Below are 24,672 nucleotides of genomic sequence, written 5' to 3'. Positions count from 1 at the left end.
CTGATCCCGGATCGGAATTGTAGGAGCCGACGTAGCCGGGGCAGCGTGTCACCGCATAGTCGCCCGCGACGGCGAACTCCGGCCCGCATCAGCCTCGCAGGGCTACATACCACATGCCACCGTCCGTGGTCGGGTTCGTCCCAGTCGCCATCAGGGCGTTCCTGAGCCGTGGAACGGACACCGGCGGAGTCCGGGGGGCCGGTCACCTCGTAGCGTGTCTGTCGATCCCTGGACCGACGGACGAGGCGATCCGTCGAAGCGTCCTGCGGATCTTGCATAAGCTGTTCCGTGGCCTGGAGTTGATGTAAGCGCATCGAAATACGCCCCTGACAGCCCTGACCTGCTCGACAAATCTTTTGATACCCCATCAGCGCGGGGGCGCCGCCACAGCGGCACTGCGGTGCCCCGGGACCACCGGCGATGTCCTCGTGGAGGGCCCGGGGGGAGCCGCAACTGAGTCCTCAGCGATTCGGCCTGCCGTTTCCGGCAGGTCCCATCAGGTACGTGTCCAGCGTTGGTTGCTGCCGTTCGAGCAGGAGTAGAGCTGGATCTGGGTGCCGTTGGCGGCGCCGGCCCCGACGGCGTCGAGGCAGAGGCCGGACTGGACTCCGACGATCGATCCGTCGGAGTTGAGGCGCCACTTCTGGTTGTCGCCGCCCCAGCAGCTGTAGATCTGGACCTGGGCGCCATTGCCGGTGCCGGCGGCGTCCAGGCACTTGTTGCCGTAGACCCTGAACTCGCCGGCGGCGGTATAGGTCCACTGCTGCTGTGTTCCGCCGTGGCAGTCCCACAGGTTGACCCGGGTGCCGTCGGTGGTACCGGCGTTGGGTACGTCGACGCAACGGCCCGAACCGACGCCCTTGATCGGTCCGGCTTCGGAAGGGGGCATGGAGGAGCCGCCGTTGAGCGCGTTGAGGACGGCGGTGTAGGCGGGCTTCTTGCTGCCGTCGCTGTTGAACAGCAGAGGCGTGTGCTCCGGTCGCCAGGAGTCGGAGTCGCGAACACCCCAGACGGTGATGCCGAGGCAGCGCGGGACAGCCAGGCAGTCGTTGGTCACATTGGCGTAGGTAGTGGCCGAGGCACCCTGGATGTCGAGTTCGGTGATGGCCACGTCGACGCCGAGGGCGGCGAAGCTCTGCAAGGTGGTGCGGAAGTTGCTGTTGTAAGGGCTGCCGCTGTTGAAGTGCGACTGGAAGCCGACACAGTCGATCGGCACGCCGCGCTGCTTGAAGTCTCGGACCATGGCGTACATGGCCTGGGTCTTGGCCCAGGTCCAGTCCTCGACGTTGTAGTCGTTGTAGCAGAGTTTGGCGGCCGGGTCGGCGGCACGCGCCGTGCGGAAGGCGACCTCGATCCAGTCGTTGCCCGTGCGCTGCAGGTTGGAGTCGCGCCGGGCTCCCGAACTGCCGTCGGCGAACGCCTCGTTCACCACGTCCCACTGGGCGATCTTGCCCTTGTAGTGGCCCATCACGCCGTTGATGTGGTCGATCATCGCCTGACGCAGCGTGCCGCCGCTGAGGCTCTGCATCCAGCCGGGCTGCTGGGAGTGCCAGGCCAGGGTGTGGCCGCGCACCTGCTTGCCGTTCTGCACCGCCCAGTTGTAGACGCGGTCACCGGCGGTGAAGTTGAACTGGCCCCGCTGCGGTTCGGTGGCGTCGATCTTCATCTCGTTCTCGGCCGTCACCGAGTTGAACTCACGGCCCGCGATCGTCGTGTACGCCGAGTCACCCAGCCTGCCCGATGCGATGGCGGTGCCGAAGTAGCGGCCGCTCTGCGACGCCGCAGCGCCGAGCGTGCTCTCGGCGGCCTGTGCTCTCGGCGCTGCGCCCAGTGCGGCAACGACACCGAGGACGCCGGCGACCAGTGCCAGAAGCAGTCTTCGGATCTTCCGGTGGACAACGGTTCCGGGAAGGGCGTTCGAGCCCATGGCTGTGCCTCCAGGGTAGGTAGGACGGAAGTGACGAAGCGCAGGAGAATGCGGCGTCCGCTCCCTCTGGGCGGACGGACGGCGGGGCGGACGGACGGGGCGGGCCGGAATACGGACAGCGCGAGTTCACCGGTGAACGTCAGTGGCGCAGGCACTCGGGTAAGCGGATGCACTGCGCGACTGTGGGCGGGTCTGTTGTGCGCGCCGGCCCAGGACCAACGGAGTTCGAGATCGCGAACTGTGACCGGCGCCTCACAGGAAGAGATGATTGAGGCACTGACGAGAGGCCGTCAATACACTCAACAGAGAAAGTTTCGATCTAAGTACCGAGAATTTCAGAAGCCCTGGCGAGCCCGGCGCCGAGTCGATCGCCGACGTCGCGGGGCCGGACCAGGGCCGGAATGGGGGGTGCTTCCGGTCGGCGCGAAGCTTCTCAAGACCAAAGAGCAGGCGCTGTTTATGGACAGATCGGCGCCGACTCTTGACCGGGGCGTGCCGTATTCCTAGCTTGTGGCGTCAGAGAATCCGGGAATTTTTCGAAACTCTTTCGAAGCATCCCTGTGTCCGGGAGCGGCCGCTCCGCAGTTCATCGCTGTCGCCTCGCCCCCGTCCCCGAAGGAGCCCCTCTGATGTGGTTTAGCCACCCGTCCCCGGTCCGCCCAAGACGCTTACTGGCCGTCCTCGCGCCCCTGCTCCTTCTGGCTGCCTTCCTCGGCGCCCAGCCCGCCGACGCGGCGACCGTCGACCCCGACGCCTCATATGTGCTGGTCAACCGCAACAGCGGCAAGGCCCTGGACGTGTACAACATGGCGACCAACGACGGCGCCCGCATCACCCAGTGGACCAGGAACGATCAGTACCAGCAGCAGTGGCAGTTCGTCGATTCGGGGGGTGGCTACTACCGCATCAAGTCCCGCCACTCGGGCAAGGTGCTGGACGTCCACAACTGGTCCACCGCGAACGGCGCCCCGATCGTCCAGTGGGCCGACCTGAACGCCACCAACCAGCAGTGGCGGCTCGCCGACAGCCCGGACGGCTACGTGAGGTTCATCTCGCGCCACAGCGACAAGGCCCTCGAAGCGCAAGGCGCCTCTACCGCCGACAACGCGAACATCGTCCAATACGACGACTGGGGCGGCACCAACCAGCAGTGGCGGCTCGTCAGGGGCGGCGGCGGCGACACCGGCCCCTGCGATCTTCCGTCGACATACCGCTGGACATCAACGGGCGCGCTCGCGCAGCCCAAGCCGGGATGGGTCTCGCTCAAGGACTTCACCGTGGCCCCCTACAACGGCAGGCAGCTCGTCTATGCGACGACGCACGACACGGGGACGAGTTGGGGGTCGATGAATTTCGGCCTGTTCACCAACTGGTCGGAGATGGCCTCGGCCGGCCAGAACGCGATGTCGACTTCCACCGTGGCCCCCACACTCCTCTACTTCGCACCGAGGAACATCTGGGTGCTCGCCTACCAGTGGGGCGGAACCGCCTTCTCCTACCGGACGTCGAGCGACCCGGCCAACCCGAATGGCTGGTCGTCCCAGCGGGAACTCTTCTCCGGAACCATCTCCGGCTCCGGAACGGGACCCATCGATCAGACCCTCATCGGTGACGGGACGAACATGTACCTGTTCTTCGCCGGTGACAACGGCAAGATCTACCGGGCCAGTATGCCGATCGGGAACTTCCCTGGCAGTTTCGGCGCGAACTCGACAGTGGTCATGAGCGATACGACGAACAACCTGTTCGAAGCTCCGCAGGTCTACAAGCTGCAGGGCCAGAACCGCTACCTCATGATCGTCGAGGCGATCGGCTCGCAGGGCCGCTACTTCCGCTCGTTCACAGCCACCAGTCTGGACGGCTCATGGACGCCCCAGGCCACGACCGAGAGCAACCCCTTCGCCGGCAAGGCCAACAGTGGGGCCGGCTGGACCAACGACATCAGCCACGGCGAACTGATCCGCAGCGGCCCTGATCAGACCATGACCGTAGACCCCTGCAACCTGCGGTTGCTCTACCAGGGGCGCAGCCCCAACTCCGGCGGTGACTACGGCCTCCTGCCCTACCGTCCGGCTCTGCTGACGTTGCAGCGCTGACGGCGTGCGCCGGTCCGGCTCCAGTACGGAGCCGCCCGGGGCGGGGGAACACTCCCTCCAGGTCGCGGCTGTCCGGCGTACCGTCCCGGTGCCGAAGCGAGCACAGGCAGAGAGTCCCGCGGCGCAGACAATCACGACGCAGGTGCCCGTAACCGCGGGCGTCTTCAATCGTCATGCCGGGGAGTCCCTGCCAGCTGCGGCCGCCACAGGACGGGGAGCGCTCCGGTCGCCCAATAGCCCGGCTGCGCCGTGTCAGGGCGCGCCGCCGTTCGCGGCTTCGGGATCGGTGCCGCCCTCGCGGCACCGATCCCGTCTGGGCACTACGCCTTGAATTCCTCCGGGCGAGAACGTTGATCCGGTGGTGGAGGCCGTGTCCCGTTCGGGGGGGCGGGCGGGACACGGCCTTGTCCGCCTGGTGTGTCAGGCGGCCTGGACCAGTTCGGCGCGGCCGAACAGGAGGGCGTAGCCGGGCGGGAGTTGGGCGAGGACGCGGTCGATGATGTCGTCGTCGGCGAGGTGGGCGACCTGGGCCAGGACGGTGCCGACGTCCCATCGCGTGGTGGCGGGGGTGCCGTGGGTGCGGGTGGCCAGGTCCTTGACGAAGCCCCAGCCGGTGAGCGTTCCGGCGCCGGCGGGCTCCGCCGTCAGGATGTGTGCGGCTTCAGGGGGCAGGCACGCGGCGAGTTCGTCGCGCTCGTCCGTGCGGAGTTGTCTGCCGAGGGCCGCCAGTACGACGCGCGCCGTACGCTCGGCGCGCTCCCGGGTGGGGTAGGCGCCGTCGTACCTGATCTGTTCGAGCATCTGGTCGTACGTCGTCGCCGGCGCCGACGGCACTGCCTGGGGGTGCATCGGGCGATGCCTTTCTTCATCGGGGTGTTGGGGGGCTGTGGCGGTGGGGAGCCTGTTCAGGTGTGGAGTTCCTTGCGCCGTGCCGGTGCGCCGACGCTGATCTTGCGTGGCTTGGCTCGTTCGGCGACGGGGATCCGCAGGGTGAGGACGCCTGCGTCGTAGTGCGCCTCGATGCGTTCGGTGTCGAGGGTGTCGGCCAGCACGACCTTGCGGGAGAAGACGCCCAGGGGGCGCTCGGAGAGGTCCATGCGGACGTCGTCCGTGTTGGCGGCGGGCCGTCGCTCGGCCTTGACGGTCAGCATGTTTCGCTCCACGTCGATGTCGATCGCCTCGGGCGGGACGCCGGGCAGGTCGAGTGCGATCACATAGACCTCGCCTTCCCGGTAGGCGTCCATCGGCATCGCGGACGGCTTGGACCAGGTGCCGGTCGCGCCCATGAGCTGCTGGGAGAGACGGTCGAGTTCGCGGAACGATTCGGTGCGCATCAACATCGCGAAACACCTCCGATTGGTCTGGGCAGAAACTGCCAATGCGCTGCTGCTGCCACTGTTGTAACATGTCATCGAAACGATGACAAGTTTGATGTCGTCGAAAGGGTGACACGACGAAGGAGTGACCGTGCCCGCGGCAGACCAGCCCTCCCCATACCCCGAATCCGCTCCCACCCCGACCACCTTCCTCGCCGCGTCGGCGGCCCTGAACGCGATCGACGAGGCCGTACAGACCGCCCACGCCCCCCGTGCGGCCCCCGGCGAGAGCCCCGGCACCAGCAGCGAACAGGCCCTGGCCGCCCTGCTCCTGCTCCGCGAGCTGCGAGAGCGGCTCGCCACCTGGGAACCCGGCCTGATCGAAGCCGCACGGGAGGCCGGCGCCAGCTGGGCCGACCTCGCGGGCCCCCTCGGCGTCGCCAGCCGCCAGGCCGCCGAACGCCGCTACCTGCGCGTACGCCCCGGCGCGCCCGGCACCACCGGGGACCAGCGCGTACAGACCACCCGCGACCGCCGCGCGGCAGACCGCAGCGTCACCCACTGGGCCCGCGACAACTCCTCCGACCTCCGGCAGCTCGCCGGACAGATCACCGCCCTCACCGGCCTCCCCCCGGACGCCCGCCGAGGACAGGCCCTCCTCGCCACCGCCCTCGCCGACAACGACCCCGCCACCCTCGTGGCCCCGCTCACCGCCACCCGGCCCCACCTCGAAACCACCCACCCCGACCTCGCCGACCGCGTCGACGCCGTCACCCGCCACACCGACCACCTCCGCCACGACACCACCAGGTGAGTCAGCTGCCGCCGGCCCTGTCACCGCACCCGCCGAGCATGAAGTGTCTTCGGATTCCGGCGCCCTCCGCCCGCCGCGCCCATCCGTCACGCGGCGACCAGGTCCTCGCAGCGGCACCGAAGCACGACGGCCGGCCCGCCATGCTCCACGTGCCCCGGACGAGCCCGGCCCGCAACGCGCAGTGCCTGCAAACCTGGTGACGTCGCCGACGCCGCTGCCAGCTCTTTCAGAAGGAGTAGAGCTGAGCGCTTCCTCACTGCTTCGGGGGCCTGCTCGCGGGCGCCTTGGCACCATGCGTTCCCCGCCAAGGCGCCGCACCCGCGTAGTCAACAGAGCGTCTGACCGGCAACCCGAGGTGGCTGACGACCCATCAGATCGAGCGCCGAATGAGCGTCAAGATGCTTCGCAGAGCGTCAATTCAGCGTCAAGATATCGCCCGTACCGCCCACAGCGCACACCACTCGCACCCGCAGGTCAGGCGTCCTTCTTCACCGGCTCCAGGATCGCCACGCACTCCACATGATGGGTCATCGGGAAGAGGTCGACCTGAGCAAGTCACGGAAAAGACCAGGTCAGAGCCGCTTTCCCTGCTCCCTACACAGCGTGAGTGCGCCCAGAGCGTCAAACGAGCGTCACGGTCGATAGCCCATCCCGCCCACTCGGGCCAGACGGGGCTGGCACGACCGCCCTCGCCGCAGACGACATCAAGTGCTGGGCCGACAAGGCGTACCAGGGCGCCGGCCGTGCGATCCATGTCCCGATGCGCGGCAAGCACCTGCGCGGCTGGCGCCGACGCCACAATCGCGATCACGCCAAGATCCGCAGCCTCGGCGAACACGCATGGCCATCCTCAAGTCTTGCGGTTCCTGCGGAAACTCCGCTGCAGCACCACCCGGATCACAGCCGCTGTCCGTGCCGTCGTTGGCCTCGAACTCGCCACCTGATCAGGATGGGAAGGGCTCCCTGCACCGATGGCTGGCCGGAACGGTGACGGTCCGCTCTCAGGATGCTCGTAGGCTTGCATGCCATGACGACGCGGATAGCGGGGGATCAGGTGCTCAATCCGTGGACCCGCACGACCAGGAACGCACCGTACGCGGTCCCCGAAGACCTGCCGCACTTGCAAGCCCTCAGCGACACCCAAGTCCACCCCTCGCACGCGCCGTACCAGCTCAACCTGACACTCCCGCCGGAACCGTTCATCGGCCTCCACGACGCGCCCCTGGTCATGCTGCTGGCCAACCCAGGTGTGAGCGACGCAGACCCGGCCGCCTACGCCCGGCCCGGCGTGACCGAGCGAACTCTGGAACACATCGCGATCGCCGGCGGGACCCGCAACCACTTCCTGATGCACCCCGAGAAGGACCATCCAGGTCTCCGGTGGTGGTCCCGGACCCTGAACGGCCTGACGAAGGAGGGGCACAGTCACGACGAACTCGCCCGGCAGATCCTTGCCGTGCAGTTCCACGGCTACCATTCGCAATTGTGGCGGCCGATCCCCTACACACTGCCCTCCCAGTCCTTCGCCTTCTACCTGGTGCGCCGCGCCATGTCCCGTGACGCGGTGATCGTCCTCGGGCGCATCGCGGCCATCTGGAAGATCGCCGTGCCGGAGCTGGCGTCGTATTCGAATGTGGTGACGCCGAAACAAAACCGGAGCGTGCAGATGAGCCGGGGCAACTTCAGCCCTGAGAACTTCGAGCGGATCGAGCAAGCCCTCAAGAGCTGAGCACGCACCGCGGTGCGGTGCGCGCCCAGCGGGAGGGACGGTCAGAGGTTGGCACGCGCTTCGGCCAGCTTCACGTCCGCCGCCCGCATCTCCCCGCATGCCTGCGGGTGCCTCTGATCCATCTCCTCATGCCGTACCGGCGACTTGGACAGAGCCATGGTCGCCTTCAGGTCCAGTTCGGCGTCGAACTCGTATGGCTTTTGCGAACCGATCGGCGCCGGTCGCGGCGACGACTTCACATGTGCCATCGGCGCGATCTTTCCTTCGACCCCGCCGAAGTAGATCCACAGCCGGTCGCCGTCCCTCATCCGCTTCAGGGGCTTCCCGAGCCACCACTCGGTCGGACGGGAGTCTTCGCGCGCCAGCCTCGCGACCCGCGCTGGGGTGGAGGGGCCGTTCTCAATCGTGTCGCGCTCCGGGTCCAGGCAGTACAGCCGGTCGCGAGGGCTGACGACCTGCTAGACGGCGCGTCCGCCTCGGTTCGGCAGATCAGCCTGCTGCAACCGCACCTACAACGGCCAGGCCCGCTGGGTGGCTACGTGGCCTTCGACTTATGCCGCCAAACGGCATGCTCCAGCCCGCCTTTGTCGTGCCCGAGAAGCGCGGCGGCTTCCTCATACACGGCGCGCAACTGGTCGTATGGGAGGTCCGGAACACCAGCATCCCCGGCGAAGGCACGTAGGTGTACGTCGACGGCGACGTGCGAACGGCCGACGAGATTGCCTATGTAGTCGATGCTCTTCGGCCCCACTCCCTTCACCGTGCGCAGAGCGGCGCGATTGGCCTGATGATCGAGCCAGGCGTGAAGGTCCTCGCGGGTATCTACCCCGTGGACAGCGAGAAGGTCGGTGATGGCGTGGGCCGTCGCGACCTTCTGTGCATGGTTGAACTTCATGGCCACGGCAAGGTCTTCCGTCACGAGCCGGCGCTGGAATCCGCGGACTGTTCTTGCATCAGCCCAGCTCCGTTGCAAATGGAGGAGCCGCGGTCGGAGAGTCCTCTCGTAGTTGCACCGTGGCTGGAAGCTGACGTCGCAGATGACAGCACCCATGTGGGTCCATCCGCCCGGCTGGAAAAACGGTCCGCTGCCAAGGAACTGTCGAACGTGGTCGGCGAGCCGTTGGGCAGAGCTGGATGCGAGCATGGGTCAAGGATGGCGCTGCCGTCTGGCAAGCTGGTGGGAAAGCTCAAAACTCTCGAATGGATGGAGCAGGGGGCCGTTCCATCGGGCAGCTCCCTCCATGACGGGAAGGCTGGCCATCTCGGCTACCGAGTCTCCGTCGAGACCGGGGAGAGGCGGAATAGGCACTGGATCGTGTTGAACTCGATCACCTCGGCGATGAAGCGGAACTTGTCGCCCACTGCAATGGTGGCAGGGACCTCCTTGCCGGTCAGGTGGAGGTTGCCGGTGTTGACGTCCTCGTACTTGAAGTTCGGGCCGTCCGTCGTCTGCGGCCCCTTGTCGCCCGGACCGAGAAGGAAGTCGTAGCGGGTCTGGTCATCCGCGTGGGCCGCCATGTGCCTGACTGACCCGTCGAAGGCGACCGTCTGCCCCTCGTGCTTGGTTGCGAAGTTCACGTTCGCTTCGCCACACGGATCCGCCTTTAACAACGTGGCGAACTCGGGACTGTTCTGCGCCGTGATCACCTCAGCGGTGGTCGGCTCGTCTACGGGCGGCGTAGCGGAAGACTTCTCACTGGCGACCGGCGAACTGGCTGACGCGCCCTTCTCCTCGTCGCCGTCGCCGAGCGCAACGCCCGTGCCGATGATGGCGGCCAAGACCACGAGGACGGCAGCCCCAGTTCCGATCAGACGCCAAGGCAGCGGCCTCTTCGCCCGACGGAAGTTGAGGGTGGTGCGAAGTCTGCCTGGGAGCTGTTCCACGAGCTCCCATCCGTCCTTCTGCATCTTCGAGATCACCAAACCGTCGGTGCCCCGAACCGTCTGCACGACCTTGTACTCGTACTTGATCTCATCGACCATGCGGCTCTCCGCCCCCTGAAGCGAACCGGTCATACCAACTGGCGCGAGCATAGATGACTCCGCGAGAGACAAACGTCGCCTTCGGCCCCTGCTCTCCTGCTCGACCGGGTCGTTCGCTGTCGCGCCTGAGCAGCGCGTCTCGGTTGCGGATGCAGGGCACCAAAACGATGCCGAACAGCGCATTCCGGGCAGATCTGTCCTGTGGAGGATCAGCAGGGCTTTACACCAGATGCCGTCGGCCGTGGTCGAGTTCAGCCTTGGCATCACGCGTATGAGGGGCCAACGCACCTCGGTCGCCTCCCTTCCCTCTACCTTGACAATCCCATCTGCACCCTCAAGTGGAGCCGGAGTGGTGAGGTATGCATTGTCTGCATCGCAGGCCGACTTGCTGCGCGAGATCGCGGCGGTTTCCGATGCAGTGCACGTTCCACCCGCCCGTACACAGGTGGCATGGGCGCTGGAGCAGCGAGGGCTGATCAAGAGGACCTGGCGCGGCAGTGGTCACGTCGCTGTGGTGACTGCGGACGGCCGCTACTTGTATTGACCCGCAGGGTTGTTGACGCGGCTGATCGGGGGCTTGCCTCCGAGTGCGGTGTGGCAGCGGTGGTGGTTGTAGGTGTGCAGGAAGTCTGCCAGGGCTGCTGTCCGCTCGTCGTTTGAGGTGTAGGGCCGCTGGTAGGCCCATTCGTCGAGCAGGGTGCGGTTGAATCGTTCGACTTTGCCGTTGGTCTGCGGGCGGTAGGGACGGGTGAGCTTGCCGGTCGCGCCGAGGTCGGTGAGTGCATGCCGCCAGGCGAAGCTTTTGCGGTAGGGCCAGGCATTGTCGGTCAGGACCCGCTCGACGCGGCCGATGCCCACGTCCGCGAAGAAAGCTGCTGCCCGGCGCAGGAAAGCGGCGCAGGTGGCTGCCTTCTCGTCGCCGTGGATCTCGCTGTAGGCGAGTCGGGTGTGGTCGTCGACAGCGGAATGGACGTAGTCGAAGCCCACGCCGCTGCGGCGGGCGCGGCCGGCTTGGCGGCCCAGCACCTTGTGGCCGCCGCCGTCCGGGATCCGGCCGAGTTTCTTGACGTCGACGTGGACCAGTTCGCCGGGCCGGTCGCGTTCGTAGCGGCGGATGACCTGGCCGGTGGGTCGGTCCAGGAACGCGAGCCGGTTCAGGTGGTGGCGGGTCAGGATGCGGTGCACGGTGGAGGCGGGCAGGCCCAGCGTCGGGCCGAGCCGCGCGGGGCCGAGCTTGCGTTCCTGCCGCAGCCGGCAGACGCGGGCCTCCACGGCCGCCGGGGTTCGGTGCGGTGTTGTCCGGGGGCGGCTGGAGCGGTCGGCGAGGCCCGCCTCGCCCTCAGCACGCCAGCGGCGGACCCACTTGTGGGCCGTGGCACGGGAGATCCCCATCTCGGCGGCCACATGAGCGACGGGACGGCCTGCGCAGACACGCTCGACGAGCAGTCGCCTGCCATGAACGGTGAGCCGGGCGTTACGGTGGGACACGAAGACCTCCGTGCGGTGCGTTCCTAGACAGCTCCACCACATCGGAGGTCTTCGCCATGTTCAAGACCCGCCAGTGTCAACAACGCTCGTGATCAATACAGCTAGGTGTGCTGTCCGGACAGCACACCTAGCTGAGTCTTGCTCGCCCCCGGGTTGCAGCCGACTCGTCGTCTGGGCCGTGTCCAGGAATGGTCCACAACCCTCGGAGGGCTCGTCGTGGCTTTGGGCCTGTGATCGGGGATTGCTGAGTGCGCGCCAAGTCTTGTGCTTGACAATAGACTTGGCATGCCGCAGAGGTGAGCGCACGTATGGAGCCAGTGATGTATACCACATTGGCTTCGTGGACAGCCTGGCAGCATCCCAACGCCTGGGCCATTTCGACAAGTCGCTGACCTGCTGTTTCCCTTTCCAAGTTGACGAAGCCTCCGGGTGACCAAGACGGATTGTTGCAGTCCAGGTGTTGGACATCTGTGCAACAACGCGAATGGCGTTGAGGTCGTCAACGCGCTGAACATGGGTCACATGGCGCCTCGTAGGGACGTGGCGCAAGACGGCCCGCAGGCCAACAGGCAGGGCGGAAAGGAAGAGGTGCAATGGCATTTGGCAGGACATCTCATCTCGAGTGTGTTGTTCATGGGGCCCGTGAGACACCCGAGTCCCCGAGCACACAGGTAGTCGTCATCGTGGTGATTGCCATGACGCTCGCCACAGTTCTGGTCGTCCTGGGGCACCCGGTGGCGGACGTACTGCAGATGCTCGGCGGAATGGCGGTGATCTCGACCCTGTTCAGGGCGGGCACGCCTGATCCGGTCGGTCCCGCCCTCCGGCCGTGATGGCCCATGGGACGAAAGCTGCAAGAGCTGCCCGAGCAGCCGTCTCCTCTTGTAGAACTAGCGCGCTGGCTGCGCGAACAGCGGCAACGAACAGGCTTGACCTATGCGCAGCTGGCAGAACGTTTGGAGGTTAACAAGTCCACTCTGAGTAGGGCGGTCAGTGGCACCACGTTGCCGTCGCTCACGATGGTCGAGGAGATCGCCCGGGCATGCGGCGCCGATGTAAACGTCGGCAGACGACTGCATCGGAAAGGACTGTGGGAACTCAGAATCAGGCAGATGCTCCAGGGTGAGAAGAGGAATCCACGAGACTTCGTGGTGACACCTGCTGACCTATGGAACGCGCTCGTATCACAGTACGCGCTCTCTGGGCTCACTTACCGAAGGGCAGAAGAGAAGGCCAAGCGCCTGGCTGCTCGAGGCGTGATTGAGCAGCCGATCAGTCGTTCCACCTTCCACAACTTCGTCACTCGACGTACTTCTCCCACGCGAACGATCATGTTTGCCGTTCTCGCGGTCAGCGATGTTCCCCAGGAGGAGTGGCCGCAGTGGGAGTCGGCCTGGCGTATCGCGCGGATGGAAGACGTTCGGCAGGCAGCCCGGGATGGATCCCCGGCCGCGCGCGAGTACTTGGGGGGTGAGCCCGAACGGCTTCTGAAGCCCTATGGGATTCCCTGGAGCAACTGAGGCATTGATGCGGTGTCAACGAGTCAGACCCACTTGCCAGAAAAGTGGGTCTGACTCGTACGCAGCGACGTTATTGATCCATTCTCGGCCGATAGAGCGCGTTGCAGAAGGATGTGATCATGCAGCCTGAGGTATGCCGTCGGCTCGTCTGATCATGCGGCGAGGGTGAGGTTGTGCATGCGGGTGACGGCTGGACGGCGTGATGGAGGCCGTCGCCGCGCTGCCGACGGTCACGAAGGATCTTGTAGTTCTTCATCCGGCCGATCATCCAAGCCATCAATGGCTCGTACTGCCGTGCCAGATGCAGGCGCGCACTATATCGGCGGAGTCCCGGTTAGCGAAACCGGGACTCCGCCGCACCATTGGTAGTCCACAGCAATCCCTGACAGCCACTGTGAAAGGACAGCGCACGACGACCACTCACCACCGAATAACTCGCCTTGCGGTCCTCTCAGCTGCTGAGCCGCGATGCCACTGCGTAGCCCAGACGGAACAGCTCTTCGGCACGCTCCAGGTCCCGGTCCGTGCGAACCTGCACCTCCAGGTCTCCCGTGCCGTGGTGCCCAAGCCCCGTGACGTCACGAGTGAACCCCGGTACCAGATCCATCTGCTTGGGGTCCACCTTGAGGTACACGAGGACCTTGGACTGCCGCGGGGTGCATACGCAAGCGAAGTTCCGCAGGCGCCGGAAGGCGCGGTACTGTCGGCGCTGCACCGCGATCACGTCGTCGCCCAGACCACGCAGCACCTCGTCGACCGCCGCCGCTAGCTCCTCCATCGCGCCCATGCCCGCACGCGCGCGTGGGGCTCCCGCCACGCGGCTCCCTGCCGGGGAACCCACGGGCTGCCGGGTCACGGAAGCCACAGTCTCCAGGCCGAGATGCTCGGCCCTGTAAAAGCGGTAGCGGACCAAGTCGATGCTGCGCCGGTGCTCGCACACGGCATGGACGTCGTAGCGGGTGAAGTCGCCAGCCACGCAGATCAGCTGCGGCGCGCTCCACACGACCTGGGCCCCGACCGCCGATCCGAGCCGCTCCCGCACCAGCCGGTGGAAGGCGTCCCTGTGGTCGAGGAGCCAGGACATGTAGAAGAGGCCCTGGTTGATCACCGCGGCGTCGATGCCGCGCTTGTATTCCACGACCACAGGGGCACCGTTCTGATCATCACATCCACAGGGCGCGGGGGTGCTGCCTCTGCCCCTTTCGTCGGCTTCAGCAACACCCTTCTCCGTGCACTCAGTGAGGGGGCGACGACATTGCCCGAGCAGGTTGAGTGAGGGGGCCGCTCTCCCAGCCCGGCCAGGTGACTGCTCAAGCGGGCAGGGCTTCGTCGAGGTATCCTGCACCGGCTTGTAGAGCCCTTACGGCACGTGCCGCGAGATCCCCGTTATGTTTTCCGCGGTCCTGCAAGAGGGCCGCTGGCCTCCGGGCCCGGCATGACTGTGTCCCCCTGTCCTCGATGACCTGGGGGGTGGTGTTCACCGGGCCCGAGAGGTGTTGTCGGAGACGCTGATGAGAGGTCCGACCACCGTCCGGCCCGGCGCAATGCCGGACAGTTCGCGGACGGCAGGTCTGCATAACGTGGATGCGCGAGTACGACACCGACGCCAAGGCCAGCCGCACCAAAGGAGTTGAGAGCACGATGTTCGACACCGGCGACGTCGGCGTGTTCCTCGGCCTGGACGTCGGCAAGAGCGCCCATCACGGCCACGGGCTCACCCCGGCAGGCAAGAAGGTCTTCGACAAGCCGCTGCCCAACAGCGAACCGAAGCTGCGGGCCGTCTTCGACAAGCTGGCCGCGAAGTTCGGCACCGTTCTCGTCGTGGTGGACCAGCCTGCCTCGATCGGCGCCCTGCCCCTGACCGTCGCCCGCGACACGGGCTGCAAGGTCGCCTACCTGCCCGGCCTGGCGATGCGGCGGATCGCCGATCTCTACCCGGGCGAGGCGAAGACCGATGCGAAGGATGCCGCGGTCATCGCGGACGCGGCCCGCACCATGCCGCACACCCTGCGCTCGCTGGAGGTGACCGACGAGATCACCGCCGAGCTGACCGTCCTGGTCGGCTTCGACCAGGACCTCGCAGCCGAGGCCACCCGCACCAGCAACCGGATACGCGGCCTGCTCACCCAGTTCCACCCCAGCTTGGAACGGGTCCTGGGCCCGCGTCTCGATCACCAGGCCGTCACCTGGCTCCTCGAACGCTATGGCTCCCCGGCCGCCCTGCGAAAAGCCGGACGACGCAGGCTCGTTGAAGTGATCCGGCCCAAGGCGCCCAGGATGGCGAAACGGCTGATCGACGACGTCTTCGACGCTCTCGACGAGCAGACCGTGGTGGTTCCCGGCACCGGCACCCTCGACATCGTCGTCCCGTCCCTGGCTCGCCAGCTCGCCGCAGTCCACGAACAGCGCCGGGCCCTGGAAGCCCAGATCAACACTCTGCTGGAACAACACCCTCTTTCCCAGGTCCTGACCTCGATGCCGGGGGTCGCGGTCAGGACCGCAGCCGTTTTGCTGGTGACCGTCGGCGACGGCACTAGTTTCCCCACCGCCGCCTACCTTGCCTCCTACGCCGGCCTCGCCCCGACCACGAAATCGTCGGGCACCTCGATCCACGGCGAACACGCCCCCAGAGGCGGCAACCGACAGCTCAAACGCGCGATGTTCCTGTCCGCGTTCGCCGCCCTGCACGACCCCACCTCCCGCACCTACTACGACCGCTGCCGAGCCAGAGGAAAGACCCACACCCAGGCCCTCCTCCGGCTCGCACGGCAACGCATCAGCGTGCTGTTCGCGATGCTCCGCGACGGCACCTTCTACGAACCCCGAACGCCTCGCATCGCTTGACGAAAGACATAGAGGCACCCCCCCCCGCGAGTTCGCCCAGCCCTCGATATTCGGATGGATACGCTCGCCGAGCAGCTTCACGGCAGAGACCTCCAGTCCCGGTCTCCTCCTGGGTCTCGCGCACGGCGGCGTCTTCGCGGGTCTCGCCCGGCTCGACCTCTCCGGCCGGGGACTGCCAGCTGATGCCAGCGGCCTCGTGGTCCGCCGGCAGACCAGCAGGACGTCGCTGTCGCGGACGACCACGGCGATGGCAACGCGCGGTGCTTGCACACCTGGTGACATCGCCGACGCTGGCGCCAACCCCTTCACAAGAAACAGAGCGAAGCGCTTCCTCTCTGCTTCGAGGGCCTGCTCATGGGCGCATTGGCACCATGAATTTCCCGCCAAGGCGCCGCACTCGCGGAATCAACAGAGCGTCTGACCAGCAATTCGACGTGGCTGACGACCCATCAGAACGAGCGTCAAATGAGCGTCAAGATGCCTCGCAGGGCGTCATTTCAGCGTAAAGATATCGCCCGTAACGCTCACAGTGCACATATTGCACATCACCCAAACCTGCAGGTCAGGCGCCCTTCGCGACCGGCTCCAGGATCGCCACGCACTCCACATGATGCGTCATCGGGAACAGGTCGAACGCCCGCAGTGTGCGCGGCTTGTAGCCCGACTCCCGGAAGTACGCCAGGTCGCGGGCCAGTGCCGCCGGGTCACAGGCCACGTAGGCGATGCGGCGGGCGCCCAGGCCCGCGAGGTGGTTGACGACCTGTTTGCCCGCGCCCGCGCGCGGGGGGTCGAGGACGATCAGGTCCGTCTCGGTGATCCCGGTGCGGGGCAGCACCGTGTCGACCTTGCCGTGTTCGATGCGGACCCGGGCGAGGTCCTTCAGGTTGTACTGGGCGTCCTCCGCCGCGCGCCTGCCGGATTCGATGCCGAGCACCGCGCCCGTCTCGCCCACGCGCTGGGCGATCGCCCCGGCGAACAGGCCCACCCCGCAGTAGAGGTCGAGGGCCGTCTCCCCCTTGCGGGGCATGAGGCCCTGCATCACGGCCTCCACCAGGACCTCGGGGGCCTTCGGGTGGACCTGCCAGAAGCCGCCCATACCGACGCGCCAGGTGCGGTCGTCGGCGCGTTCGCGGACGAACGCGCGGCCGTGGACCCGGTGCACTCCCCCGTCGTGCTCCTCGATCCGCAGCACCGACACCGGCCGGTCCAACTCGACCAGCGGGAGCCGGCCGCCCTTGAGCGGGGCGAGGACCACCTGGCGGTCGCCGGAGCCGGAGGCCGCGATCGCCTCGACGGAGGCCATCTGCGGCCATTCGCGCTTCTCGACGCCCAGTTCGCTGACGCCGTCGTAGGCGATCATGCAGTGGTCGACGGGCTGTACCTCGTGCGAGCGGTGCTTGCGCAGTCCGGCCCGGCCGTCGGCGTCGACGGCGTACTGCACGCGGGTACGCCACCGGGGCACCTCGCCCGAGGGCAGTTTGTCGCCGGGCGCGGGCATGACCGTGCCGTCCCAGCCCGCCTCCTCCGGGGTGAGCCCGGCCAGTCGCCGGAGCTGTTCGGTGATGACGTCGCCCTTGAGGCGGCGCTGGGCGCCCGGCTTGGCGTGCTGCCAGTCGCAGCCGCCGCACATGCCCGGACCCGCGTACGGGCAGGGGGCCTCGACGCGTTCCTTGGAGGCTTCCAGGACGGTGACCGCGTCGGCGCGCAGAAAGCGCGAGCTCTCGTCGCCGTCCGTCACCCGGGCGACGATCCTCTCACCGGGCAGCGCGTGCCGTACGAAGAGCACGCGGCCCTCGTCGGTGCGGGCGACGCAGTGGCCGCCGTGCGCGACGGGACCGACCTCGACCTCGTACTCCTGCCCGACCAGCGAAGCCTGTTCAGGAGCCTGCTCTGAAGGCTGTGGTTCTGTCTGCATGAGGGGCTGGGCTCCAAAGGGTCAGGGCGAGGTCAGAGGCGGGAAGGTACGGCGGCGGAAGCGATCCAGTCTACGTGCGGGCGGCGGCGCCCACCGCCACCCGCGGTCCCTCAGGGCTTGCCCGTGGGCTCCTTCCGCGGCCGGGTGTCCACCGGCCCCCGGCGCACCGAGCCGGGCGCGGTCCACTCCGCGCGCCGTCTGTCCCGCTTCTTCGCGACCTCGGAGGACTCCAGCTGGTACGGGACGGAGGTCACCATCACACCCGGGGAGAAGAGCAGCCGCCCCTTGAGCCGCAGCGCGCTCTGGTTGTGCAGCACCTGCTCGTACCAGCGGCCGACCACGTACTCGGGGATGAAGATGCTGACGACGTCCCGCGGGTTCTCGGTCCGCAGGCCCTTCACGTACTCGATGACGGGGCGGGTGATCTCGCGGTAGGGCGAGTCGAGGATCTTCAGCGGGACGTTGATGCCGCGCCGCTCCCACTCCTCCCTGAGCTGCTTCGTCTCGGCGGGGTCGACGTTGATGGAGAGCGCCTCCAGCCGGTCCGAGCGCGTCAGCTTCGCGAAGGCGAGCGCCCGCAGCGTCGGCTTGTGGACCTTGGAGACGAGCACGATCGTGTGGACGCGCGACGGCCGTACGCTGTCGGGGCCGGGCGCCTCGGCGGCGGCGATCTCCTCGGCCACACGGTCGTAGTGCCGGCGGATCGCGCTCATCGTCCCGTAGAAGATCACCATGCCCAGCAGGGCGACCCACGCCCCGTGGGTGAACTTGGTGGCCAGCACGACGATCAGGACGAGTCCGGTGAACGTGGCGCCGAACGCGTTGATCGCGCGTGAGCGAATCATGTGGCGGCGCTTGGCCTTGTCGCGTTCGGTGCGCAGATGGCGGTTCCAGTGCCGGACCATGCCCGTCTGGCTGAGGGTGAAGGAGACGAAGACGCCGACGATGTAGAGCTGGATCAGCTTGGTGGAGTCCGCCCCGTAGATCCACACCAGCAGGATGGCGGCGCCGGCCAGCAGCACGATGCCGTTGGAGAACGCGAGGCGGTCGCCCCGGGTGTGGAGCTGGCGCGGCAGATAGCGGTCCTGCGCGAGGATCGAGCCGAGCAGCGGGAAGCCGTTGTACGCGGTGTTGGCGGCCAGGAACAGGACGAGCGCGGTGGCCGCGGCGAGCAGGACGAAGAAGAAGGTGTCCGCCCCGAAGACGGCGGCGGCGACCTGGGTGATGACCGGGTTCTGGACGTAGCCGTCACCGACCGGCACACCGTCGCGCAGCAGGTCCTTGCCGGGGAACTCCGCCATCTTCACATCGGTGGCCATGGCCAGGCCGATGATGCCGCAGAACATGGTGACGGCGAGGGTGCCCATCATCGCCAGCGTCGTCGCCGCGTTCCTGCTCTTGGGCTTGCGGAAGGCGGGGACGCCGTTGCTGATGGCCTCGACGCCGGTCAGAGCGGCGCAGCCGGAGGAGAACGCGCGCAGCAGCAGGAAGACGAGCGCGAACCCGGCCAGGCCGCTCTCCTCCGCCTTGATCTCGAAGTGGGCGGTGGGCGCGCTCATGGTGTCGTCGAGTACGAGCCCGCGGTAGGCGCCCCAGAGGATCATGATGAAGACGCCGGTGACGAAGACGTACGTCGGGATGGCGAAGAGCTTGCCCGACTCCCGTACGCCCCGCAGGTTCATCAGCGTCAGGATCACGATTATCCCGATCGCGCACAGGACCTTGTTCTCGATGACGAAGGGGACCGCCGAGCCGAGGTTCTCGACACCGGAGGCGATCGACACGGCCACGGTCAGGACGTAGTCGACGAGCAGGGCGCTCGCGACGGTCAGACCGGCCCTGGGCCCGAGGTTGGTGGTGGCGACCTCGTAGTCGCCACCACCGCTCGGGTAGGCGTGCACGTTCTGACGGTAGGAGGCGACGACGGTGAACATCAGGACCACGACGGCCAGGGCGATCCACGGGCTGAAGTGGTACGCCGAAGCGCCCGCGATGGAGAGCACCAGGAGGACTTCTCCCGGCGCGTAGGCCACCGAGGACAGCGGGTCGGAGGCGAAGACGGGCAGTGCGATGCGTTTGGGAAGGAGCGTTTCTCCCAGCCTGTCGCTACGCAGCGCCCTCCCGATCAGGATCCGTTTGGGCACGTCGGTCAGTTTCGGCACGATGAGGATCGTAAGCCGTCCGGGCGCGGCCCTCCCAAGCACCACCCCGCCAGGACGGGGCCCGAGCCGCGCCGCCCGCCGCACCGGGCGGCGGGGCTCGGGCGAGGCGGGCGGCGGGCTCCGGCGAACGGGGTCAGACGTGTTCGGGCGAGCGCTCCCCCGCCGGCCGCCGCGACGGCCCGCCCGGGCCGTCGTGGGCGCCCCGGGCGAAGAGCCGCCCCGGCCACCAGAACCGGCGCCCCAGGTCCAGCGCGAGCGCGGGGACCAGCACCGTACGGACCAGGAAGGTGTCCAGCAGGACTCCGATCCCGACGATCACCCCCATCTGCGCCATCGTCACCAGCGGCAGCGCCGCGAAGACGGCGAAGGTCGCGGCGAGCACCACACCCGCCGAGGTGATCACGCCGCCGGTGCTGGTCAGGCCCTCCAGTACGCCGCGCCGGTGTCCGATCCGCAGTGCCTCCTCGCGGACCCGGTGCATCAGGAAGATGTTGTAGTCGATACCGAGCGCGACCAGGAACACGAAGCCCATCAGCGGGATCGACCAGTCGACACCGGCGAAGCCGAAGACGTGCTCGAACAGGAGGTTCGAGGCGCCCAGCGCGGCGAAGTACGACAGGACGACCGTCGCGAGCAGCAGCAGGGGGGCGACCAGGGCGCGCAGCAGCAGGACCAGCACGATCAGGACCACCACCAGCACCACGGGGATGACGGTGCGCAGATCGCGGTCGGCGGCCCGCTGGGTGTCGAGGGTCTGCGCGGTGGCCCCGCCGACGAGGGCGTCCGCGCCGTCCACGGCCCCCGCCGCGTCCCGGAGCCGGTCGACGGTCGCCTTGGCCGCCGTACTGTCCGGGGCGTCGGTCAGCACCACCGAGAGGGTGGCGAGACTGCCGTCGGGCGTACGGTCGCCGCCCTCGACGCGCGCGACGCCCTCGACGTCCCGCAGGGCCGACTCGACGTCGGCGGCGCGGTCGGCGCGGGTGACGACTTTCGCCGGGTCGGAGGCGCCGGACGGGTAGTGCGCGGAGATCAGCTCCTGTGCCACCACCGACTCGGGCTTCTCCTGGAACATCTCCGACTGCCTCAGCCCCATGTCGATGCCGACCGCGCTGAGCGCGAGCACTCCGGTGGCGCCCACCGACATCAGCCAGGACCAGCGCGGGCGCCGGGCGACCAGGGCGCCGATCCGGGACCACACGGTGGCCTCCTTGCGGACGGGGGTGCCGAAGCGCGGGACGAACGGCCAGAAGACCCAGCGGCCGGCGACGACCAGCAGCGCGGGCAGCACGGTGACCATCGCGAGGAAGGCGCAGACCACTCCGACGGCGCCGACCAAACCCATGGAGCGGGAGGAGTTGATGTCGGCGAACGCCAGACAGGCCAGCCCGATGGCGACGGTGCCCGCCGAGGCGAGGATCGCCGGACCCGAGCGGCGCAGCGCGGTCCGCATGGCCTCGTGGCGGTCCTCCAGCCGGTGCAGTTCCTCGCGGTAGCGGGCGATGAGCAGCAGCGCGTAGTCCGTGCCGACGCCGAAGACGAGCACCATCAGGATGCCCGCGCTCTGCGGATCGACGGGCAGGTGGCCGTACTTGGCGAGGAGGTAGGTACCGACCTGGGTGAGTACGGCGGCGAAGCCGACGGCGAGCAGCGGGAACAGCCAGAGCAGCGGGCTGCGGTAGGTGATGAGCAGCAGGACGGCGACGACGAGTCCGGTCGCGATCATCAGGGTGGCGTCGAGGGTGCCGAAGACGGCGACGGAGTCGGTCAGGGACGCGGCGGGGCCGCCGACCTCGGCCTCGACGCCGGGTGGGGCGTTGGCGCCGGCGATGTCGCGGAGCCTGTCGACGGTGTCGGTGATCTCGTCCTCGTACGACAGGGGCACGACGGCCATCAGGGCCTCGCCGTCCTCGGACGGTACGGCGGGCGGCAGTTGCTCGCCCTCGGCGGCGTACGGCGCGAAGCGCTCGCGGTCCGCCCGGGCCTTCGCCGCCGCCCCCTCGCCGGTGTAGACGACGACCGCCGGCATCAGCGTGTCGGTGCGGAACTTCTCCAGCTCGGTGTTGACCCGGGCCGATTCCGCGCCTCGGGGCAGGAACGCGTTCGGCCCCGTCTCCTCGACCTCGCCGAGCTTGCCCGCGAGCGGGCCGAGCGCGACGACGAGGATCAGCCAGGCGAGCAGGACGAACCACTTCCCGCGGCTGCCGCCGGGTGCCCCGGCGAGCCGCTTCGGCAACGTGGTCATGAGTAATCTCCTCGGTATGGAGTGAGTGAAGGGGCACACTCCTTCCGCACCGCGGCGTGATGGTTTGCCGACCTGCCGCGGCGCGTGGGGTGGTGCCCCGGGTGACGGATCTCCATGAGTACGGCCGGGAGCTGGAACTCCCGGCCGTACGGCTTCACTTGGCGCCGGCGCTACTCGATCTCGCGCATCATCTTCTCCATCGACGCGATCGAGCCGCGGGCCTGTGTCAGCTCGTCGAGCGTGCGACGGTGCAGCTCGACGTTGTCCTCCAGCAGCTGCGCGTACTTCATGGCGAGCTGCTTGTACTGCTCCTCACGCGCGGCCAGCATGCGCGCGCGCCAGGTCGCCGCGACCTGCCAGACGACCACGATGAGGAACAGGAAGACGCCGCCGGCGCCGATGGCCCCGGCCAGGTCCGTCCATCCCGAATCGTTCATTTCGCGGACTCCTTCATGGTCGTTCCCTCTTCCTCGGTGAGCGTCTGCGCCGCCGTGGCGACGGACTGGGGGGTCAGGGCGAAACAGAACGGCGTGAGCTCGAAGTACTTCATCGACTTGCCGCTCTCGGACAGCTCCAGCGTCCCGACGACCAGACCGGCCGCCTCCAGCCGCTGGAGGTGCATGTGCAGCAGCGGGCGGCCGATGCCGAGTTCGCGGGCGAGCCTGCTGACGTAGTTCCGGCCCTCCAGGAGCGCGCCGATGATCCGCATCCGGTGTGGATTGCCGAGCGCGCCGAGCACCTTCAGCAGCTCGTCGCCGGTCGGGACCTCTCGCATCGCAGCGCCCTTCATCAGCACCTGTCAGAGAAGACTGACAGTAGCCCGCGGGACCTGTCAAAGAAACCTGACACATATCAGGGTGGACTGAGGGGAAGTCGGGGTCGTCTCAGGGTCCCCCGACGCCTCCCCGACACGGGTGACGGCACGGCGGACGCGGACGCATAAGCTCATCACCGGGCGGCGCCCCGTACGGTTGTCCGTCCGTGGCCCGGCGCACGGAGAGAGAAGAGTGAACCAGGTGTTTACGCAGGTCAGCTCGGCGAACAGGACTGCGGGGTAAAGAGGACGTGCACATCGTCATCATGGGCTGCGGCCGAGTGGGAGCCGCGCTCGCGACCAGCCTGGAGCGGCAGGGGCACACGGTCGCGGTGATCGACCGGGACCCCACGGCGTTCCGCAGGCTCGGATCGGGCTTCGGCGGGCGGCGTGTCAACGGCGTCGGCTTCGACCAGGACACCTTGCGCGACGCGGGCATCGAGGACGCGGGGGCGTTCGCCGCGGTCAGCAGCGGGGACAACTCGAACATCATCGCCGCCCGGGTGGCCCGCGAGATGTTCGGCATCGAGAACGTGGCCGCGCGCATCTACGACCCCCGGCGCGCGGAGGTCTACCAGCGGCTCGGCATCCCGACCGTGGCGACCGTCCGCTGGACCGCCGACCAGATGCTCCGGCGGCTGCTGCCGTCCGGCGCGGAGCCGCTGTGGCGCGACCCGAGCGGCGGCGTCCAGCTCGCCGAGGTCCACACGTCGGCCGGCTGGATCGGCCACAAGATCAGCACCCTCCAGGAGGAGACGGGCGTCCGCGTCGCGTTCCTCACCCGGCTCGGCGAGGCCGTACTGCCCACGTCGCAGACCGTGCTCCAGGAGGGCGACCTCGTCCACGTGATGATGCGTACGGACGACATCCAGAAGGTCGAGGCCGCTTTCGCCGAGGGCCCCGAGGAGGGCGGTCACTGATGCGCGTCGCGATTGCCGGAGCAGGCGCGGTGGGTCGTTCCATCGCGGGCGAACTGCTGGAGAACGGCCACGAGATCCTGCTGATCGACAAGGCGCCCACCGCCATCTCGGTCGAACGGGTCCCGATGGCGGAATGGCTGCTGGCGGACGCGTGCGAGATCACCTCGCTGGACGAGGCGGCGCTCCAGCGCTGCAACGTCGTGATCGCGGCGACCGGCGACGACAAGGTCAACCTGGTCGTCTCGCTGCTGGCCAAGACGGAGTACGGGGTGCCGAGGGTGGTGGCCCGCGTCAACAACCCGAAGAACGAGTGGCTGTTCAACGAGTCGTGGGGCGTGGACGTCGCGGTGTCGACGCCCCGGCTGATGTCGGCGCTGGTGGAGGAGGCGGTGAGCGTCGGCGATCTCGTCCGGCTGCTGCGCTTCAGCCACGGCGACGCGAACCTCGTGGAGCTGACGCTGCCGCCGGAGTCGGCGGTCACGGGGACGCAGGTCGGGGACGTCAACTGGCCGGAGGACACGTCGCTGGTGACGATCATCCGGGGCTCGCGGGTGCTGACGCCGAACCCGGAGGAGACGCTGGAGGCGGGGGACGAGCTGCTGTTCGTGGCGGCGCAGGCGCGGGAGGAGCAGCTGGAGGACCTGCTGTCGGTGCGGCGGGAGGACGCGTAGCGCTGCGCTGTGCGGGGTTCGTTTGGCGGGTGCGGGTGGGTGGCGGGCCGGGGCCCGGGTGGCCTCAATCGCCGGCCGGGCTGGGGTGGTGCGGGCCGGCGCCCGGGGGCGGGGTGCTGCCCCTGCAGGCCGGGGCGGGGTGCCGGTGGGGTGGCCTCAATCGCCGGCCGGGCTTGGGTGGTGCGGGCCGGTTGCCGGGTGCCGCTCCGGGGTCATGCCCGGACGGCGTGA

At 68.0% G+C, this 24,672-nt stretch carries 20 protein-coding genes and 3 pseudogenes; 8 read left to right on the top strand and 15 right to left on the bottom strand.

Annotated elements, in window-relative coordinates; all coding sequences use genetic code 11:
• Window positions 1-496: 496 nt before the first annotated feature.
• Entirely contained in the window at window positions 497-1,927 is a 1,431-nt protein-coding gene (locus ACZ61E_RS01705) for an endo-1,4-beta-xylanase (RefSeq protein ID WP_469696674.1), read from the bottom strand.
• 629 nt (window positions 1,928-2,556) lie between these two features.
• Here ACZ61E_RS01705 and ACZ61E_RS01700 point away from each other — a divergent pair.
• On the top strand, window positions 2,557-4,023 hold the full coding sequence (locus tag ACZ61E_RS01700; RefSeq protein ID WP_469696673.1) for a non-reducing end alpha-L-arabinofuranosidase family hydrolase: 1,467 nt from the start codon (window positions 2,557-2,559) through the stop codon (window positions 4,021-4,023).
• Between the two features lie 420 nt (window positions 4,024-4,443).
• On the opposite strand, the gene ACZ61E_RS01695 is transcribed toward ACZ61E_RS01700, so the two are convergent.
• Window positions 4,444-4,872, bottom strand: a complete 429-nt coding sequence (locus ACZ61E_RS01695) for a DUF2267 domain-containing protein (RefSeq protein WP_469696672.1) — start codon at window positions 4,870-4,872, stop codon at window positions 4,444-4,446.
• Between the two features lie 56 nt (window positions 4,873-4,928).
• On the bottom strand, window positions 4,929-5,363 hold the full coding sequence (locus ACZ61E_RS01690) for an Hsp20/alpha crystallin family protein (RefSeq protein WP_469696671.1): 435 nt from the start codon (window positions 5,361-5,363) through the stop codon (window positions 4,929-4,931).
• A 127-nt stretch (window positions 5,364-5,490) separates the two neighbouring features.
• Between ACZ61E_RS01690 and ACZ61E_RS01685 the strand changes: the two genes are divergently transcribed.
• Entirely contained in the window at window positions 5,491-6,153 is a 663-nt protein-coding gene (locus ACZ61E_RS01685; RefSeq protein WP_469696670.1) for a type III effector protein, read from the top strand.
• Window positions 6,154-7,180: 1,027 nt separating this feature from the next.
• On the top strand, window positions 7,181-7,882 hold the full coding sequence (locus tag ACZ61E_RS01680; RefSeq protein WP_469696668.1) for a hypothetical protein: 702 nt from the start codon (window positions 7,181-7,183) through the stop codon (window positions 7,880-7,882).
• A 41-nt stretch (window positions 7,883-7,923) separates the two neighbouring features.
• Here the strand turns inward: ACZ61E_RS01680 and ACZ61E_RS01675 are convergent, their stop codons facing one another.
• From ACZ61E_RS01675 to ACZ61E_RS01660, 4 genes are all read right to left on the bottom strand, one after another.
• Window positions 7,924-8,190 (bottom strand): hypothetical protein, encoded by a 267-nt coding sequence (locus ACZ61E_RS01675; protein WP_469696666.1) that lies wholly within the window; start codon window positions 8,188-8,190, stop codon window positions 7,924-7,926.
• Between the two features lie 227 nt (window positions 8,191-8,417).
• On the bottom strand, window positions 8,418-8,801 hold the full coding sequence (locus ACZ61E_RS01670) for an HhH-GDP family DNA glycosylase (protein WP_469696665.1): 384 nt from the start codon (window positions 8,799-8,801) through the stop codon (window positions 8,418-8,420).
• 347 nt (window positions 8,802-9,148) lie between these two features.
• Window positions 9,149-9,865: a DUF4839 domain-containing protein gene (locus ACZ61E_RS01665; protein WP_469696663.1), complete on the bottom strand. Its 717-nt coding sequence runs from the start codon at window positions 9,863-9,865 to the stop codon at window positions 9,149-9,151.
• 531 nt (window positions 9,866-10,396) lie between these two features.
• On the bottom strand, window positions 10,397-11,353 hold the full coding sequence (locus ACZ61E_RS01660) for an IS481 family transposase (protein ID WP_469696661.1): 957 nt from the start codon (window positions 11,351-11,353) through the stop codon (window positions 10,397-10,399).
• A gap of 695 nt (window positions 11,354-12,048) precedes the next feature.
• Here ACZ61E_RS01660 and ACZ61E_RS01655 point away from each other — a divergent pair.
• Both ACZ61E_RS01655 and ACZ61E_RS01650 read left to right on the top strand, forming a co-directional pair.
• Entirely contained in the window at window positions 12,049-12,186 is a 138-nt protein-coding gene (locus ACZ61E_RS01655) for a hypothetical protein (RefSeq protein ID WP_469696659.1), read from the top strand.
• Window positions 12,187-12,192: 6 nt separating this feature from the next.
• Complete coding sequence (locus ACZ61E_RS01650; RefSeq protein WP_469696658.1) at window positions 12,193-12,873, top strand: helix-turn-helix domain-containing protein; 681 nt, start codon at window positions 12,193-12,195, stop codon at window positions 12,871-12,873.
• Window positions 12,874-13,025: 152 nt separating this feature from the next.
• On the opposite strand, the pseudogene ACZ61E_RS01645 reads toward ACZ61E_RS01650, so the two are convergent.
• Both ACZ61E_RS01645 and ACZ61E_RS01640 read right to left on the bottom strand, forming a co-directional pair.
• A pseudogene (locus ACZ61E_RS01645) lies at window positions 13,026-13,138 on the bottom strand (IS5/IS1182 family transposase); the annotation flags it as partial.
• 186 nt (window positions 13,139-13,324) lie between these two features.
• Window positions 13,325-14,035, bottom strand: a pseudogene (locus tag ACZ61E_RS01640) (DUF5655 domain-containing protein); the annotation flags it as partial.
• A gap of 479 nt (window positions 14,036-14,514) precedes the next feature.
• Here ACZ61E_RS01640 and ACZ61E_RS01635 point away from each other — a divergent pair.
• Window positions 14,515-15,717 (top strand): IS110 family RNA-guided transposase, encoded by a 1,203-nt coding sequence (locus ACZ61E_RS01635; protein WP_469697114.1) that lies wholly within the window; start codon window positions 14,515-14,517, stop codon window positions 15,715-15,717.
• 51 nt (window positions 15,718-15,768) lie between these two features.
• On the opposite strand, the pseudogene ACZ61E_RS01630 reads toward ACZ61E_RS01635, so the two are convergent.
• The 6 genes and pseudogenes from ACZ61E_RS01630 to ACZ61E_RS01605 all read right to left on the bottom strand — a co-directional run.
• Window positions 15,769-15,999 (bottom strand): annotated as a pseudogene (locus ACZ61E_RS01630) (NUDIX hydrolase); the annotation flags it as partial.
• 280 nt (window positions 16,000-16,279) lie between these two features.
• Window positions 16,280-17,632, bottom strand: coding sequence for a class I SAM-dependent RNA methyltransferase (locus tag ACZ61E_RS01625; protein WP_469696656.1), 1,353 nt, complete (start codon window positions 17,630-17,632; stop codon window positions 16,280-16,282).
• A gap of 110 nt (window positions 17,633-17,742) precedes the next feature.
• Window positions 17,743-19,794, bottom strand: a complete 2,052-nt coding sequence (locus ACZ61E_RS01620) for an APC family permease (RefSeq protein WP_469696655.1) — start codon at window positions 19,792-19,794, stop codon at window positions 17,743-17,745.
• Window positions 19,795-19,927: 133 nt separating this feature from the next.
• Window positions 19,928-22,036: an MMPL family transporter gene (locus ACZ61E_RS01615; protein WP_469696653.1), complete on the bottom strand. Its 2,109-nt coding sequence runs from the start codon at window positions 22,034-22,036 to the stop codon at window positions 19,928-19,930.
• Window positions 22,037-22,206: 170 nt separating this feature from the next.
• Window positions 22,207-22,473, bottom strand: a complete 267-nt coding sequence (locus tag ACZ61E_RS01610; protein WP_147878707.1) for a hypothetical protein — start codon at window positions 22,471-22,473, stop codon at window positions 22,207-22,209.
• Window positions 22,470-22,811 (bottom strand): ArsR/SmtB family transcription factor, encoded by a 342-nt coding sequence (locus tag ACZ61E_RS01605; RefSeq protein WP_469696651.1) that lies wholly within the window; start codon window positions 22,809-22,811, stop codon window positions 22,470-22,472. The genes ACZ61E_RS01610 and ACZ61E_RS01605 overlap by 4 nt, the downstream gene beginning before the upstream one ends.
• 290 nt (window positions 22,812-23,101) lie before the next feature.
• Between ACZ61E_RS01605 and ACZ61E_RS01600 the strand changes: the two genes are divergently transcribed.
• Window positions 23,102-23,770, top strand: a complete 669-nt coding sequence (locus ACZ61E_RS01600; RefSeq protein WP_469696649.1) for a potassium channel family protein — start codon at window positions 23,102-23,104, stop codon at window positions 23,768-23,770.
• A complete protein-coding gene (locus tag ACZ61E_RS01595) occupies window positions 23,770-24,441 on the top strand; it encodes a potassium channel family protein (RefSeq protein WP_469696647.1) in 672 nt (223 codons plus the stop codon). Before ACZ61E_RS01600 ends, ACZ61E_RS01595 begins: the two co-directional genes overlap by 1 nt.
• Window positions 24,442-24,672 lie beyond the last annotated feature (231 nt).

Source organism: Streptomyces sp. NPDC104581 (assembly GCF_055583685.1).
Note: the sequence above shows the minus strand (reverse complement) of the source record. Positions and strands in the feature narration are given on the sequence as shown.

Bases quoted from the DNA above. Each gene is read 5' to 3' on its own strand.
- ACZ61E_RS01705 (WP_469696674.1), bottom strand. From the start codon at position 1,927: ATGGGCTCGAACGCCCTTCCCGGAACCGTTGTCCACCGGAAGATCCGA.
- ACZ61E_RS01700 (WP_469696673.1), top strand. From the start codon at position 2,557: ATGTGGTTTAGCCACCCGTCCCCGGTCCGCCCAAGACGCTTACTGGCC.
- ACZ61E_RS01695 (WP_469696672.1), bottom strand. From the start codon at position 4,872: ATGCACCCCCAGGCAGTGCCGTCGGCGCCGGCGACGACGTACGACCAG.
- ACZ61E_RS01690 (WP_469696671.1), bottom strand. From the start codon at position 5,363: ATGTTGATGCGCACCGAATCGTTCCGCGAACTCGACCGTCTCTCCCAG.
- ACZ61E_RS01680 (WP_469696668.1), top strand. From the start codon at position 7,181: ATGACGACGCGGATAGCGGGGGATCAGGTGCTCAATCCGTGGACCCGC.
- ACZ61E_RS01675 (WP_469696666.1), bottom strand. From the start codon at position 8,190: ATGAGGGACGGCGACCGGCTGTGGATCTACTTCGGCGGGGTCGAAGGA.
- ACZ61E_RS01665 (WP_469696663.1), bottom strand. From the start codon at position 9,865: ATGGTCGATGAGATCAAGTACGAGTACAAGGTCGTGCAGACGGTTCGG.
- ACZ61E_RS01655 (WP_469696659.1), top strand. From the start codon at position 12,049: ATGACGCTCGCCACAGTTCTGGTCGTCCTGGGGCACCCGGTGGCGGAC.
- ACZ61E_RS01650 (WP_469696658.1), top strand. From the start codon at position 12,193: ATGGGACGAAAGCTGCAAGAGCTGCCCGAGCAGCCGTCTCCTCTTGTA.
- ACZ61E_RS01635 (WP_469697114.1), top strand. From the start codon at position 14,515: ATGTTCGACACCGGCGACGTCGGCGTGTTCCTCGGCCTGGACGTCGGC.
- ACZ61E_RS01625 (WP_469696656.1), bottom strand. From the start codon at position 17,632: ATGCAGACAGAACCACAGCCTTCAGAGCAGGCTCCTGAACAGGCTTCG.
- ACZ61E_RS01615 (WP_469696653.1), bottom strand. From the start codon at position 22,036: ATGACCACGTTGCCGAAGCGGCTCGCCGGGGCACCCGGCGGCAGCCGC.
- ACZ61E_RS01610 (WP_147878707.1), bottom strand. From the start codon at position 22,473: ATGAACGATTCGGGATGGACGGACCTGGCCGGGGCCATCGGCGCCGGC.
- ACZ61E_RS01605 (WP_469696651.1), bottom strand. From the start codon at position 22,811: ATGCGAGAGGTCCCGACCGGCGACGAGCTGCTGAAGGTGCTCGGCGCG.
- ACZ61E_RS01595 (WP_469696647.1), top strand. From the start codon at position 23,770: ATGCGCGTCGCGATTGCCGGAGCAGGCGCGGTGGGTCGTTCCATCGCG.